Genomic DNA, 15,800 nt, shown 5'->3' with positions numbered 1-15,800 from the left:
TTACAACTACTCTGGTTTTACCCAGAGATCATTTGCTTGAGAGCTTGTCGAGTTTTCACTGAAAAGCTCTAAGTCATTCCCGGTTGGAGGCTATGTGGTTGCTAATTTTGAAGGCCTAAAGCTTGAACAAGTATTTGTCTTTCCTCCTGATTCAAATCGAGCAGTACGCTAGTATCTTGGCTACCGGCTTTCAGAAAATCGATGCCGGTGCGTAGAATCCTCAGTGGTAACCGCAACCCGTCGCAACTTTGACCAGCGGTTTCCCAGGCTGAGATCCATTGTTCCAGATTCTCGGGACTGGGTGTTTCGTCTTGATTTCGATGGATGGAAGCCAAGTGTTTAATCAGCGCGTCACCCAGAAAGGTAGCGGCATTATGTTGGATATATACCTCTGTTAATTCGGTTATCTGTTGCTTGCGAATTGAGGGCGCGAGACTGATCATAAAAATTGATGTTACGATGGCCGTCGAGATAGCTTCTTCTGGTTTTGTTTCAGGAGTCAATTTAGACAAGCCGTCGGCAAGCATTCGCAGACCCATTTGCCAATACCCTTTTATAGCGTTAATTAAGGTAAGGGCTAGATAGGCATCTACTACAACATCATTTGGGGCATTCGGTAGCGAGATAATTTTGGTGAAATCTTGTTCTGCATGTTTCTGATCATCCATTCGAATATAAATCAGTCCTCGGTTATATAAAGCATTAGATAACGTTTCTGGTTCCAACCCAGGTAAGGCTGTTGCTTCACTGTAATAGATAACAGCACTGGGATAGTCTTCTAAAACTCCAGAGACCACACCTTTGTTATAGTGCGCTTTAGCAATAAGGTCTGGAGCGATATCTTTCAATTTCAAGACCAAGTTGAAATCGGCTAGCGCATCATTAACGTGCCCAAGTCGGCCTGCAATTATTCCTCGTTGAAGGAATGCTTTTGCTCGTTGGTCAGAAGGGGCATCAGTTAAGCGAATGACGTTACTATAATCTTTGATAGCCTTATCAGTCTGCCCTATCATGTCATAGGTCCTGCCTCTACGATTGAGCACAATTGCGAGCATATCGCTCGATACATCCGCCTGTGTACACATTGTATTTACTGCTTGAATACCTGATTCGAACTGATCTAAATCAAAGTATGTTGTAGCAGCAAGTGCACTGGCCGTTACGATTACTTGTGCGGGATAATTTTTGCCGTCTTTGTAAATATCAGCAAGGTAAATTAAGCCTAATTTGTAATTGCCTTTGGCCAATTCCCCGCAGGCAACTGCTAATTCCTCGGAGAGTTTTACAGTCGATTCGATAAGAGGTAACCAGGTCTCGCGTTGAAAATCGTCGAATTCATTCCGAAAATCCTCAACCAAAAGCTGAGCACGCAAATTTCCCAATACTGAATTTTTATCGATAGCTGCCTGCAAGTAATTGCGTGCCGCGCTGCCATCGCTGGTATTTTGCAAGCGATTAGTCAATTGTTCGCCGTCGTACCAGACTCGCAAGAAATCCACCAGCAAGCGCATCGGTCCCGGTGATTGGTTTTCCTTAACTTCGACGCAGATACGCATCAATGGCTCGGCGATTTCGTATAGCGACTCGCGACCGCGTTGAGCCGATTGCACATAGCCTTTCTCACGTAAATCCTTAAGCTGGCTGGAGATGGTTTGCTGGCTGGCAAATAAGCGACGGGCCATATCCTTGACCGGTGTTGGCCGTTCGCGGCTGCAAAGAAATTCGATGATTTTGCGCTGCTGCGGTGGTAGCCAGCGGATGCGCTCCTGATAGTAGGGTGTCATCTCGTCTACCATTTTGGCGAAAGGCTCAACTAATGAGTCGATGTTATCGCCGGTGATGAATTGCGATAGCACCAGATAAATGCGGTGGTTGCCGCCGGATAAGTGGTGCAAAGCGCGTACCCGTGAACGACCTGTAGAGCTCCGTAGGAATGTGGCGGCTTTGTCCTGGCGATAGAGTGCGGCAATCTTGCCCAGCAATTCAGCGGCTTCTTCCACAGACAACATGGATAGCAATTCGGTTTGGAAAAATCCGAAGAAGGTACTGTTGCGCTTGGTAATGTCGTCTACCAAGCGCTGGGCAGTGGCTACGATGGTGAGTACCGGGTGTTCCTGAATAAAGGCTCGTAAGCGTTGTTGGCCGGCTTTACCCAGTCCTTCGAATAGCGCATCCAGATTTTCCAGCGCGACCAGCAAGGTTTTGCCAGCCAGTTTATCGAGCAGCAATTGAGCCAGCATACGTTCGGCCGTATCGGCATCCAAGTCGTAGATAGGTTCCAGGTCGGCTTCTCGAAACTCGTTTGAATAGCGTTTTGATAGAGCCTGGAATATTCGCCGCAGTAATTCGAGCAAAGTAGTACTGGTTTCGTCTTCGTTTAACCAGGCGATTCGCAGAGTATTTTCCAACGTTTGATCCTGGCCGACACGATGAACCAACAATGTAAGCAAATGGCTTTTGCCAGTGCCGCGTGGACCGATGAATAATAGATGATGCTTGTGCCCGCTGGTTGCGCTCTCACGTACCCGCTCCACGGCATCTATCAGTATGGCTTGGCGCTGTACGAAGATGGCTTCCAGATCTTCCGGAGCGGTACGGCTAGGGGTAAAAACAGATAAAAATGCTCTATCGCTCATGTTAGTTTTTCTTAAAGTCCTCGGGACAGCATCCACCAGCGTTTCAGTAATGGGAACTTGAATTGGTATAGGCCTTGCGCATCACGCGCCAGATAATGATCTTGCTCAACTGCTCTTAATAGCCTGAGCAATTGTTCCCGATCAATTTGCAAGCCCATGTTTTTTAATTCCTGTAACAGTTCATTGACTGGAGTGGGTTTCCCGCGCACCGCTACGCTGTCCAAGAGACTAAGAACTAAACTTTCAGTATTGTTACCGTAGTAGGTTGGAATTCGGTCTTGGTAGTGTGCTAATTCCCAGGGGTCGTTACCGTCCACCAACTGTTTGGTGACCAGTTCGTTTATGGAGTCCACCTTTGCCTCTCGGCCTGAGAGTTTGACTGCTTTGACGATGTGATGAATATAAAATGGAAAACCGTCAGATAGTTCGGCAATAGCTATCGATCCAGCTTCCATATCTTCTGTTTGAATGTTTTCTCCTACAATCAGTTTTGTGGCTAATTCGCGAGCGAAAATCGGCGTCAAAGTTGGTAATTCGAAAGCGAAAAGATCATTCAAGGGGGAATTGGCGTAACCGTGGTGTTTTAAACTATCGACCACGTGATGAAAACCGATGGAGCCAGTGAGTATCATCCGTAAGCCTTGGCCTCCCTGTTCTTGGCGCAAAGCTCGTAAAGTATCCAACACTTCCATTACTGTGCTTTGGCCTTCTCGGGTGGCTATGCTTTGTAACATCAGCGGCATTTCATCCCACAATAGCAATGGACGCTCATGCTGTTGAGCTTCTACCAAGTCCTCGATCGATTTGGTAAGCAGTGTCTTCCAGGGTATTTGTTCGGTAAACGTCGGTAATTTCAGAATACCCTTAATCTCTGTACCGCCGATGGCTTTCAGGAAGTCCTTGGCTCGACGGGCGCTTTGTTGGCGTGTCGACAAAAAACTATCTACCTCGCGATACACGGCTTGAGCGAAATCGAAAGCCGTATGGTATTGCTCCAAGTCTTGAAAAATGGGAACCCAGCCAGGCTTGGGTTCTGCGCAAAGTTTTTTTATGATGGTGGTTTTACCGATTCGACGTTCGGCATTCAGGCGTATCGACTGTTGCGCCAAGGTTTCCCAAATTTGTTCGATGATTTCGCTGCGACCAATGATTTCGCTAAGATCGATCTGCCCGCCAGGATTTGCTTTCATCAAAGCCTCCCCATTTATTCAAAAACTTAAACCTTATACTTTGATTTTTACGTACGTCAATTTTAACGTAAATTATGTGTGAGTTGGTTGTGTCTGGCAGCAACGGAAGTTTGCACAATTTAGCCACAAAGCGAAAATTAAGATTAGCTGGGTATTGCTTGTAAAAACGAGGGTTTTGTTATCTCGTTGGAGATGGCTACAGCACGAGGTAGCTATCTGGGGAATGTGGATAAAATTAATTCGGCATTGATAAATTTGTAATACAAGACAGGTGTCTAGGTATTATTTATAGTCAAGGCTTTGTTCGTCTGACTGTCGTATTGTGTTGGAAAAATTGAGAACAGTTAGCTTGGACGCGCCGCAAACGGCTCGGCGCATCCATTCCCAAACAAGCCTACTCGTCGTCCTGGCAGCCAAAATGATACTGATAATCGGCGATTGCGCGTCTGATGACCTCATGCGCTTCTTCGCGGCCGTAGACATGAGTAATTTCACAGACGCTTTTTTCGCTGGGCAAATGTTTGTAGGTCAGGAAGTAGTGCTTCAAGCGGTTGATATACGATTCCGGGCAGTCGGAGACGTCGCGCCATTGCCGGTAGAATTCGTCGCCTTTCATGACGGCGATGATTTTGTCGTCGGCCTCGCCGCCGTCCAGTAACCGAAAGCCGCCGATCGGAATGGCCTGCAACAGGATGTCGCCATGGGTCACGCTGCGTTCGCTTAATACGCAAATATCTAGCGGGTCGCCGTCGCCCTTACTGACTGGTTTGCCGGATTGGGTGGCGGCGTACTCGGCGATTTTTTCCGCGCAATAACTGCGTGGAATGAAGCCGTACAGGGTCGGAATCATATTGGAGAATTTTTGCGGCCGGTCGATTTTCAGATAGCCGCTGTCTTTGTCTATTTCGTATTTCACCGTGTCGGACGGTACGATTTCTATGAAGGCGGTGACGATATCCGGGGTGTTGTCGCCGGGTGAGATGCCATGCCAGGGGTGGGCTTTGTGTTTTATATTCATCTAAGATTTAGGGGCTTTGGGGAATAGAGTTACAGGGATATTTACCAGGATGGGGGCAATGCGCAAGCCATTCAAGTTTAATACTAGTATCTGATCAGGGTTGCGTTAAATGCCGTTGAGTTTTTTATCGAAATTACTCGTCGGCGGCGACTGGCGCGGGCTTGAGCTTCATGTCTTTATTCAGCCGTTGCAGGCGCTTGATCATTTCTTTTTTCATCTGTTCGCGGCCTATCGAGTGCTTCAGGCTACTGCCCATGCCCGCGACTTGATCGGTGGAGCTGCGGATCGAATAAAACACCAGTGTGCCGTCTTTATACGGTAGGCCGCCGGCTACCACTTGGCTGGAGTTGTAGGAGTGGCCGACGTAAAACTGCCGGGAAACCACAATGCCGCCGCCTTCGCCGATGGCGATGACTCGATGATTAAGTACGGCGGTGGGGCGGTCTTCCACGCGCCGATTCAACCACAAAAACTGTTCGCTGGTATTGGCCGGCAATGCGGCAGGGTAGTTTAACCAGGCTTGTTGCAGTTCCGGAAAGTAACGCGCCCAGGCTTTGCTGTTCACTGCGTCGTTACGCAGCTCCGCGGCCGGGTCGGCTGTGCCGCCGTCGCGGCTGTATGGGGCTATGCCGGCCAACCCACTTTTTTTATAGGCTTGCAGGCGTTGCAGTAAAAATTCTCGGTATTTTTGGTTGGCGGTTTTCAGTATGGTTTTGTTGTCGGCATCTTCCAGTCCGGCTTGCAGACTTTTCAAACTGTCCAGTTCGGCTTTGGATAGATTGAATTCGTCGCCCGGCTCCGCTTCCAGAAAGGCCTTGGCTTCGTCCAGTTGCTTTTCGGTAAAAGCAAACTTCTTAAGACTGTCGACGCCGGCGTTATCGCTCAGCATGCCGGTGGCGACGATGTCGCTCTCGCCGGCGTTGAGTTTGCCCTTTTTGATGTAATCGGCCAGTCGCGGCAAACCTACCGGCATGATCATCGCTACGCCAATAGCCAGTTCTTTTTGACTGGTTTCGCTGACGTCATAACCGATGATTTCGCCGCGTTCCAGTTGCGGGATTTGTGCGGCGCTGATGCCGAAGTTCTGTAGTGCTTGCTGTGGGCTAGGGGCGTCTTGAGCGCATGCCGGTTGGTAAAATAGCGCGGCAGCACTTAGTAACATGATGGGGAAGGAAGGTTTGTCGATCAGCATAAAAACTCCGTTTCAATATAGGTATTCTGATAAAAAGTATGAGGCTTCGGTCGAAGATTGCCGAACGCGTTCATTCTAAAAACTAGTGTGTATCGCCGCGCGCCGTTTATTTGTCCGAACCGAACAATTTGGAAATACTGGAATCGCCGCGTCCGGCCGGTTTTGCCGGCGTTGTTGCAGTTGGTGCGGGTGCTGGCGGTGGTGTCGGTCGTTGATCTTCCGCGTCGAACAGTCGCGTAAATTCAGCAGCAGGCAGCGGTTTGGAAAACAGATAGCCTTGGCCATAGTCGCAACCGGCGGCAGTTAGCAATTCCAGTTGCTGCGGGGTTTCGATACCTTCGGCTATCACTTTTAAGCTCAGTTTATGCGCCATCACGATAATCGCTTCGCACAGCGCCAGGTCGCTGGAATCGGCTTCCAGATTACGTACAAAACTCTGGTCGATCTTTAAATAATCAATGTCGAATTTTTTCAGATAAGACAATGACGAATAACCGGTACCGAAATCGTCGATAGCCACCTGGATGCCGGCATCGCGGTAGGCGTATAAATGGTCGCGGACGATATTATCGGCATCCAGCAACAGGCTTTCGGTAATTTCGATGACGACGCATTGGCCGGATAAGCCTAGTTCATGCAAGTAGTCTATCCATTTGCTGTCGCCCAGATTGCTGCGCGTAAATTGTACCGGCGACTTGTTAATACCCATTTGTAATTCCGGGCGATATTGGGCGCGCCACTCGGCAACCTGTTTTGCCGCCACCCGAAATACCCAATCGCCAATATCGACTATCAGTCCGGTCTCTTCGGCCAAAGGAATAAATTCCGCCGGGCTGATCATGCCGCGCGTCGGATGTTGCCAGCGAATCAGCGCTTCGGTTTTATGCATTCTGCCGTTGCTCAGTTCGATTATCGGTTGATAGAACAGGCAAAATTCTTGATTGGTCAGTGCTTGGCGCAGGTCGCTGGTCAGGCGCATGCGGTTTTGCGCGGTCTGCTCCATCTCTGTGGTGAAGAAATTGTAGCGGTTGCGGCCTTGTTGCTTGGCGGAATACATGGCCTGATCGGCGTTCTTGATCAATTGCTCGGCTTCCAGTGCGTCTTGCGGATAGAAGGTAATGCCGATGCTGACCGAGATGTAGGCCAGTTCCTCGCCCAAACGAAACGGTTCGGCAAGTTGGTGCAAAATGCCTTGCGCGACCCGGTCTATATTGGTTTCCGAGTCCAATTCACCCAGAATGATGGTGAACTCGTCGCCGCCCAGCCGGGCTACCGTATCGACATTACGCACGCAAGCTAAAATGCGCCGCGCGGTCTCCTGCAACAAAATGTCGCCCATGCCGTGACCCAGGGTGTCGTTGATCTCCTTGAAGCGGTCCAGATCCAGCAACATCACCGCCAAGCTGTTTTTGTCGCGGTGGGCTTTTTTGATTTCCTGATTCAAACGATCCTGGAACATGCGCCGGTTAGCCAGGTCGGTGAGCGGGTCGAAATTGGCTTGGCGCCAGATGGTTTGTTCGACGTGTTTTTGCTCGGTAATTTCCGAGAACATGGCCACCCGGCGTTCTACTTCGCCGCGTTCGCCGTAGATGGTATTGATCACCAGCCACTCGTGGTAAATGTCGCCGTTTTTGCGCTTATTCCAGATTTCGCCTTGCCAGTGGCCGGTTTGTGACAGCGAGTGCCACATGGTTTGATAAAAGTCCGGATCGTGGCGGCCCGATTTCAGAATGTCGGTGGAATGGCCTATCGCGTCTTCCGCGGTATAGCCGGTCAGGCGGGTAAATGCCTCGTTGATCGCAATGATGCGATTATCGGCATCGGCGACCATCACCGCTTCGCCGATAGCCTGATAAATCATGGCCATCAACTGCATTTCGTGCTCAAGGCGTTTACGTTCACTGATGTCCAGCACCGAGACGATAATGTAGCGCCGGTTGTCTATATCGATAGGAGTCAAACTGATTTCCACCGGAAATTCCGCGCCGTCGCCGCGTATTGCGGTTAGCGAGCGGCTGGCGCTCATCGGCCGGGCTCTGTTTTCCTGTAAAAATTGCGCGCGCTGCTCCGGGTGTTTAGCGCGGGCACGCTCCGGCACCAGCGCATCGACAGTCAGGCCTATCAACTCATCGAGCTTATAGACAAATACTTTCGCCGCGGGCGGGTTGGCGAGTTTGATAATGCCGTTTTCTCCGACTAAAAGCGTGGCTTCCGGCGAACCATCGACAATCTTGGATAATTGCAGCCATTGCAGGTGTTTGCGTTCGGTAATGTCGGTTTGGGTACCGATCATCCGCAAGGCCTTGCCCTGGGCATCGCGACTGATCACCAGGCCGCGCGTCAGAATCCAGCGCCATTGGTTATCGCCATGCTTTACTCGATGTTCATTGCTGAAGCGCACGCTGCGATTTTCCAGATGGGCTTGCAGGTCTGCCATCATCCTGGCGCTGTCTTCCGGGTGTATCGTGGCTTCCCAATTGCGGTAATCGTTGTCTCTGTCTTGTTCACTGAAGTTCAGAATCTCCATGCAGCGCGGCGACAAAAACACTTTACCGTTGGTCAAATCCCAATCCCAGACGCCGTCACCGCCGCTTTCCAGCGCAAATTTCCAGCGCAATTCGCTTTCTTGCAAAAGCTTTTCCGATAGCTTGCGTTCGCTGATGTCGGTGGAAATGCCGCACACCGCATAGATTTCGCCTTGCGCATTGCGTAGCGGAAACTTATGCGACAAATACGTGTGAATTTTACCGTCTTGATGGGTGAGTTTTTCTTCGAATATCTGCGCCTGGCCGCTATTGACGACCTGTAAATCGTTTTCCCAGAGTAGTTTGGTGTCGTCGCCCGGAAATAAATCGATATCCCGCTTGCCTCTGACGGTCTCGTTATCGACCGCGAACAGTTTTTCAAATTGGCGGTTGATTAGCTGATATTGGCCTTGCAGGTCTTTGCTGTAAATCACCGTGGGCGTATTGTCCAGAATGCTTTGAAACCGTAATTCGCTGACCGAAAGAGATTTGCCGAACTCGATGTTTAAGGATTCATCCTTGACCAGTTCGATAACGCCGACAATACGGTCCTGGTCGTCACGTAAGGGCATTTGCATCGAACTGATCCAGCGGCCGTTGCCGGAGGTAAATGGGGTTTGATAGACCGTTTCGCCTGTCAATGCCTTTTGAATGCCTCCAGGGATCGGCGTTTGCGCCAGCCAGGGAAATAATTCAATCGGTGTTTTCCCCAGGCAAGCGGTTTGAGGCCGCCCCGTCAGGGTTTCCATAAAACGATTCCAGAGTTCGATACGGCCATGCAGATCGTAAACAATCACGCCTTCCTGGACTGAACGCAGAATGTGTTTGTTGAAATCGCCGAGGGCTTTGCTGAATTGTTCGGATCGCTGGTACCGCTCTATGGCCAGCGCCAGGGAAACACCGACGCTGGACAGCACCAGCAAAAACGACCATTGCAGCAATAAGCCGGTTTCACTGCTGTCGGCTGCAAAAAAACCTACCTGAAAAATCGCGCCGAACATGCTTTGCAGCATCACCATGACTATCAGTAACAAGGTGCCATGCAAGCCAAAATACAGTGCGCCGTAAACCAGAAAAGCGAACATATAAAAAGCTTTACCGTAGTGGCCAAGATGCAACGGCCACTCCAGGAAAATCATTTGCCCCGCGAAAAATGCTGTTGTTACATAAAGCAACGCTCGCCAAACTTGATACGGGTTCCAGTCAAAACTTGGCGGCTGCCGCCAGACCAAAATAAGAGGCGTGACAATCGCAATACCCAAGACGTCGCCCATCCACCAATGTGCCAGACTGGTCGGCCATTGCTGCGCGTTTATTACCTCGAAATGCAACAGAATCAAGGAGCCCGCCATTGCCGCGATGATCGATGCAAGGGCGCCGGCAAACAGTACGCGTAAGTAGTCTTGCGGCTGTCGCAGTTTGCGAATCTCGCCCAGCAAATAGCAGCCGGCAAGCGCTTCAAGGCTATTGCCGCAAGCGATAGGCAACGCCTGTTGCAAGGGATTGCCCGCCCATAGATTGCCGAGCAAAGTGCCGAGGAACACGCCGGGCCAGAATTTTTTGCCGCCTAACAACAATGCCGCCAACGCCATGCCGGAGGGTGGCCAGATGATGGAAACGACGTGATTGGCGGCGAAAAACATCAGCACCAGTTTGGCAACGACTGCATAAGTAACCGCCAGGCCAATAAGGCGGACTAGTTCTGCATTGGAAAAGGTCGAGAATCGGCGCAAGAGATTACCTTGATTTATTGAAAGCTTACGAATAGACAAACAAAATATCTTGGTTTATCTCACGAAATGCAAGGTTTTGTCACGGGCTAAGTGCTGGGATTTCGGCGCATTCCTAACGGATGAAAGGTGGCTTCGCGCCGGTGATTCACCAGCGCCGGTTTGTGTTTAGACGCCCAAATTTTCAACTTCCACCGCCACTTTCAATTCGTGGTTCTGACCGCCGAAAATCACCCCTTTCAACGGCGTGACATCGCTATAGTCGCGGCCCCAGGCGACGATGATGTGCCTATCGCCCGGCAATTGATTGTTGGTGGGGTCGAAATCCATCCAGCCCAGGTCCGGTAAGTACACGGAGAACCAGGCATGCGAAGCGTCGGCGCCTACCAGTTTTTTCTTGCCGGGCGGCGGCAGGGTTTCGATATAGCCGCTGACATAGCGGGCCGCCAGGCCTTGCGAACGGATGCAGCCTATGGCCAGATGGGCGAAATCCTGACAGACGCCGCGCCGATGTTGCAGGACGGTGGTCAGCGGGGTAGCCAGATTGGTAAATTCCGGATCGAAGGTGAAATCGCGGTGGATACGTTGCATCAAATCGTGTATCGCTTCAATCAGTGCCTTGCCGGGTGTGAAGGACGCTTGCGCGTAGCCGGCCAGTTCCGCATCGGCGGAGACGAACGGCGAATCCAGTGCAAATTGCCGGGCCTCCAGGAGCGGCTCGCTTCTATCGTTCCAGAGTGCTTCCCTGACCAATTCCCAGCTCATGCCGTGACTAAAGTCCAGCTGCACCGGTTGCGGAAAAATCTGCACTTCGCTGCTGGCGGTGACTACAAACTCCCGATGCGGCTCGCGAATCGAAAACCAGGCGACTTGATTGCCGAAAAAATCGGTACGGGTCCGATAGTCGCAAGGCAAGGGGGTGATTTTCAGCTGCGAACTGAGTAATTGTTGGTTCGGACAAGGACGCGGCTGCATCCTGACTTCGTTGTAGGACAAGCCCACGGCTTGTTGGTAACGGTAGGTAGTGGTATGGGTAACCCGATAACGCATGGTGACTCCCTTAGGACAGCGATTGCGGCGCGTCCCCGTGGCGGAAATAATTGGCGGTCAAGGTATCGGACAGCGCGGCCAGCAGTGCGTAAATCTTGCTGAGTTGTTGGTCCAAGGCCTCGCGAATGCCGGCTTCCGACACGCTCAACAAGTCTTCGATGTTGGCGATATTTAGAATGCAGCTCGCCTCTAATAATAGCCGTTCTTCGGCGCTTATCCGACGGGTACTGGGTTCGCGCGGCAGTTTGCCGACATGTTCCTGCAAGCGGGCGATTTGATAGGCCAGTGAGCGGGGGTTGTTTGGGTCCATCAGCAGCAATTCCAGAAAGGAGGCCAACTCCAGATTGCTGCGGTAATGCTGGCGATAGCATATCAAGTTGTCGCTGGTATCCAGTAAGGATTCTATCAAGCGCGTTTCTGTCGCTTCGGTTTGCGGCATGGCAAATGCAGTTCTCAGCACCGAAACCAATTGCAAGCCGCGCTCCAGGCGCCGGCCGATGTCCAGAAACAGCCAGCCGTTGCCGCGCGTCATGCTTTCCATCACTAAGCCGCTGAATGCCGAGAGGGTGGTGATCAGCTGGTCCATTTGTTCCTGCATCGACCATAAACCGGTTTTACCCAGGCGGCGCGCCTCGGAAACCTGTTCCTCGATTTCGTCGATTACCCGCCAGGTATCCGACGACCATAAATCGCGCACCGCATAGCCGGATTGGGTCATCCTGTTTACCGTGTTGGCCAAGCTGCCCGCTCGGCTTTCGTCGACCACTACCGCCAGTAATTCGGCTTCGGGTGCTTGCAGTAAGCCCTCGTTATCCTCGGCAAAAAAGCCGGGGTAGGTGCCGGTCATGCTGGTGACGCAACGCAGCAGGGTTTCCAGGCTGAGCTGATAGTCAAGGCTGTCGCGATCCGGGTTGCTGAACAATTTTTTGATAGTGGCGCGTAATAACCGTACGCCGCCTTCCGCGCGTTCCGCGTTGCGGCCCACCCAGAAAATATTGTCGGCCGCGCGGCTGGGTAAAGCGTTGCCGTGGCCGGTCAGACCGCCGCCGCTGCGCTTGCTTGGAATGGCCGGATGCTGCGGTTCAGTGGCAACCACCCAGGTATCTTTACTGATGCCGCCGGTTTGGTTGCTGATCATCATATTGCCGTACTGCGGCGCGCTGCGGCTCAAGCCGCCCGGCATCAGGGTATAACCGTCAGCCCGCGCCACCATGAAACAGCGCAACAGGGTTTGACGGGGTTCGTAGCCGCCGGAAACCATCGCCGGTACAGTGGAGAAGCTTTCGTATTCCTGGCCGACGTAAAGCGCGGGCCGGGCCTTGATGCGTGCGCGCCAGTCCGCGAGTTGCGCCCGGCTGAGTTGATGACCGAACACCGAGTGTTCGCCGGGCTTGCGGTAGATCGGTTTGATCACCAGGCGTTCCAGATTGGCAAGCACATAATTTAATTCGCGGGCCTGACCGCACCACCAAGTGGCAATCGAATTCAATTTTAGGGTTTGGCCCAGGAAGTATTTGGCAATACCGGGCAGGAAGGGCATGATGCCGGGGTTTTCCAGCACGCCGCTACCGAGCGGATTGGCAATTGCCACATTGCCGCGTCTGACCACTTCCAATAGGCCGGGGACGCCGAGCCGCGAATCTTCGCGCAGCTCCAAGGGATCGCAGTAATTGTCGTCCACCCGGCGCAGAATGACGTCCACCCGCTGCAAGCCGACCAGCGATTTCAACCAGACATAGCCGTCGCGAATGGTCAGGTCGTCGCCTTGCACTAAGGGATAGCCCAGATAGGAGGCCAGATAGGCGTGTTCGAAGAAGGTTTCGTTTAACGGGCCGGGGGTCAGTACCACGACGCGCGGCGTGTCGGCGTCGCCGGGGGCGATCGCATTCAGACCGGCGCGCAGAGACTGGAAGAAACGCGCCAGGCGGTGAACGTGAGTATCGCGAAACAAGCTTGGCAAGACCCGCGACATAGCCAAGCGGTTTTCCAGTGCGTAGCCGGCACCGGACGGCGCTTGAGTGCGGTCGCCCAGTACCCACATTTTTTTATCCGGGCCGCGAGCCAGGTCGGCGGCGCATAGCACCAGCTGATGTTGGCCGGGCAAGCGCACTTGATCGCAAACGCGCAGGAAACCGCCGTGGTTATAAATCAGCTCCAAGGGCAGCAGGTTTTTCTTGATGAGCTGACGCGGGCCGTACAGGTCGGCCAAAATCAGGTTCAACAGTTCGGCGCGTTGCAGTAGTCCGGCCTCGATGTCGAACCATTCGTCGCCGGAAAGTAGTAGCGGTATTGGGTCGAGTTGCCAGGGGCGGTTGATACCATCCGGGTCGCCGTAGACGTTATAGGTGACGCCGTTTTCGCGCAGCAGCTTTAGCGCTTCCTGATGGCGTTGACCAACTTCGCGGGGGCCGAGCTGTTGCAATGCCTGCATCAGGTGGGCCCAATGCGGTCTAACCCGGCCAGTCTCGTCCAGCATTTCGTCGTGGATGCCCTTGTCGAGGCGGTATCCAGGCGCGAAAGCTTCTGGTGTGCTTAAGGTTTTCATAGGTTTAGTTTGCCGGTTTACCGGGTATTGCGCAATTTATCAAAGCCGATCTCGTTTATTTATATTTTCCAAGCCGGATTTTTCGCGCCGATGCCGATTCTGACGAGACTATGGATTGATGCGTAGTCCAAGAAACTCGCAAGAAACATGCCGTTACATTCAGGAATAGCCCAGAGCATCATTGACCGCGTGGATTCGGTCGCTCTGCCTAGAGTAGCCCAATATAAAGCATCGGTTTGATTCAAGCTTCTGAACTAAAGGGTATTTCCCCGCGTTAAGGCAAGATAAAAGTCGGTTGGGGCCGAGTAATTGATAGCCGTAGGCGCGCGACTTGGCATTGCTATTGCTTTATTTCAGGTAACTGATCAGAACCGGTTTGCGTTGAAATGGTGCGGTAGTTTTTGCACCAATTCCGCGCGGACTTGCACCATAAAAGCAACGTTCACGGATGCATACAGCATGATTACACCAACAATTTGGGCGGATTACAGCGCCGATAAGGCTTACGACGAGATGATAGCCGCAGGCGGCAAGCCACGCGATGCCTGCGCCAGTTTGAGTCAATACTTACAATCTTTGGGCATGGACGCTATTAAGGGCCGACTGTCTGCTGCGGAAGCGGCCATTATGGAGATGGGTATTACCTTTACCGTCTACAGCGACGAGGGCAATATCGACCGGGCTTGGCCTTTCGACATCATTCCGCGCCTGATCGATTTTCAGGAGTGGCAAGTGGTGGAGGCCGGCCTAAAACAGCGTCTGAAAGCCTTGAACTGCTTTATTAATGATGTCTATAACCAGCAGCAGATTATCAAGGACGGCCTGGTCCCGGCGGAATTGATCAACAGCTCCAGCAACTTTCGCAAGGAATGCTTAGGCATGCAGCCCAAATTCGGCAGCTGGGCGAATATCTGCGGTAGTGACTTGGTGCGAGCCGGCGACGGCAAGCTATATGTGTTGGAAGATAATCTGCGGGTACCGTCTGGCGTGTCTTACATGATCGAAAATCGGGTGATTACCAAACGGATATTTCCGGAATTGCTGGAAAATCTGAATATTTTGCCGGTGGACGATTATCCGACCCAGTTGTTCGAAATGTTGACTTCGCTGGCGCCGGAAGCCGACGACACGCCGCAAATCGCGGTATTAACTCCAGGCATTTACAACTCGGCCTATTTCGAACACGCTTTCCTGGCGCAGCAGATGGGTGCGGAACTGGTGGAAGGGGGCGATTTGTTGGTCAAGGACGACGATTGCGTTTATATGCGTACCATTAAAGGTCTGGAAAAAGTCGATGTGATTTATCGGCGCATCGACGACTTGTTTCTCGACCCTGAGGTGTTTCATAAGGATTCGGTGCTGGGTGTAAAAGGCCTGATGCGGGCCTGGAAGGCCGGAAATGTGGCCCTGGCCAATGCGCCCGGTGCCGGCGTGGCCGACGACAAGGTGGTCTATGCCTATGTACCGGAGATGATTCGTTACTACTTAAACGAAGAGCCGATTCTGCCCAACGTGCCGACCTACTTATGCAGCGACCCGGAGCAATGTGCCTATGTGCTGGCGCATTTGCCGGAGCTGGTGGTGAAACCGGCTAACGAATCCGGCGGTTACGGCATGTTGGTCGGGCCGCATGCCACGCAGAAGGAAATTAAGCAGTTCCATAAACTAATCCAGGAAAATCCGCGCAATTACATCGCCCAGCCGACGCTGGCCTTATCGACCTGCCCGACCTTATGCAACGACAAACTGGAGCCGCGGCATATCGATTTACGGCCGTTTATCCTGCATGGCGAAAACAGTTTCGTTACCGCCGGCGGACTGACCCGGGTGGCGTTGCGGGCCGGTTCGCTGGTGGTAAACTCTTCGCAGGGCGGTGGCAGTAAAGACACTTGGATTATCAACAGGGAGCAATAA

At 52.2% G+C, this 15,800-nt stretch carries 8 protein-coding genes; 1 reads left to right on the top strand and 7 read right to left on the bottom strand.

The annotated features are described in order from the left end of the window. Nucleotides 1-101: 101 nt before the first annotated feature. The 7 genes from A1332_RS17960 to A1332_RS17930 all read right to left on the bottom strand — a co-directional run bounded on the left by A1332_RS17960 (nucleotide 102) and on the right by A1332_RS17930 (nucleotide 13,886). On the bottom strand, nucleotides 102-2,408 hold the full coding sequence (locus A1332_RS17960; protein WP_231890353.1) for a winged helix-turn-helix domain-containing protein: 2,307 nt from the start codon (nucleotides 2,406-2,408) through the stop codon (nucleotides 102-104). 239 nt (nucleotides 2,409-2,647) lie between these two features. Next, nucleotides 2,648-3,826: a hypothetical protein gene (locus tag A1332_RS17955; protein WP_064009813.1), complete on the bottom strand. Its 1,179-nt coding sequence runs from the start codon at nucleotides 3,824-3,826 to the stop codon at nucleotides 2,648-2,650. 394 nt (nucleotides 3,827-4,220) lie between these two features. Next, the gene (locus A1332_RS17950) at nucleotides 4,221-4,844 is read right to left on the bottom strand and encodes an inorganic pyrophosphatase (protein WP_064009812.1); all 624 of its coding nucleotides are present in this window, start codon (nucleotides 4,842-4,844) and stop codon (nucleotides 4,221-4,223) included. Between the two features lie 133 nt (nucleotides 4,845-4,977). Next, nucleotides 4,978-6,036 (bottom strand): hypothetical protein, encoded by a 1,059-nt coding sequence (locus tag A1332_RS17945; protein ID WP_064009811.1) that lies wholly within the window; start codon nucleotides 6,034-6,036, stop codon nucleotides 4,978-4,980. A 106-nt stretch (nucleotides 6,037-6,142) separates the two neighbouring features. Continuing rightward, a complete protein-coding gene (locus A1332_RS17940) occupies nucleotides 6,143-10,294 on the bottom strand; it encodes an EAL domain-containing protein (RefSeq protein ID WP_157204045.1) in 4,152 nt (1,383 codons plus the stop codon). Nucleotides 10,295-10,459: 165 nt separating this feature from the next. Further along, nucleotides 10,460-11,341 (bottom strand): transglutaminase family protein, encoded by an 882-nt coding sequence (locus A1332_RS17935; RefSeq protein WP_064009809.1) that lies wholly within the window; start codon nucleotides 11,339-11,341, stop codon nucleotides 10,460-10,462. Between the two features lie 10 nt (nucleotides 11,342-11,351). Next, nucleotides 11,352-13,886, bottom strand: a complete 2,535-nt coding sequence (locus A1332_RS17930; RefSeq protein WP_064009808.1) for a circularly permuted type 2 ATP-grasp protein — start codon at nucleotides 13,884-13,886, stop codon at nucleotides 11,352-11,354. A 459-nt stretch (nucleotides 13,887-14,345) separates the two neighbouring features. On the opposite strand from A1332_RS17930, the gene A1332_RS17925 reads away from it, so the two are divergent. Beyond that, complete coding sequence (locus A1332_RS17925) at nucleotides 14,346-15,800, top strand: circularly permuted type 2 ATP-grasp protein (protein ID WP_064009807.1); 1,455 nt, start codon at nucleotides 14,346-14,348, stop codon at nucleotides 15,798-15,800.

The sequence above is a fragment of the Methylomonas methanica genome (assembly GCF_001644035.1).
Lineage (GTDB): Bacteria > Pseudomonadota > Gammaproteobacteria > Methylococcales > Methylomonadaceae > Methylomonas > Methylomonas methanica_A.
Note: the sequence above shows the minus strand (reverse complement) of the source record. Positions and strands in the feature narration are given on the sequence as shown.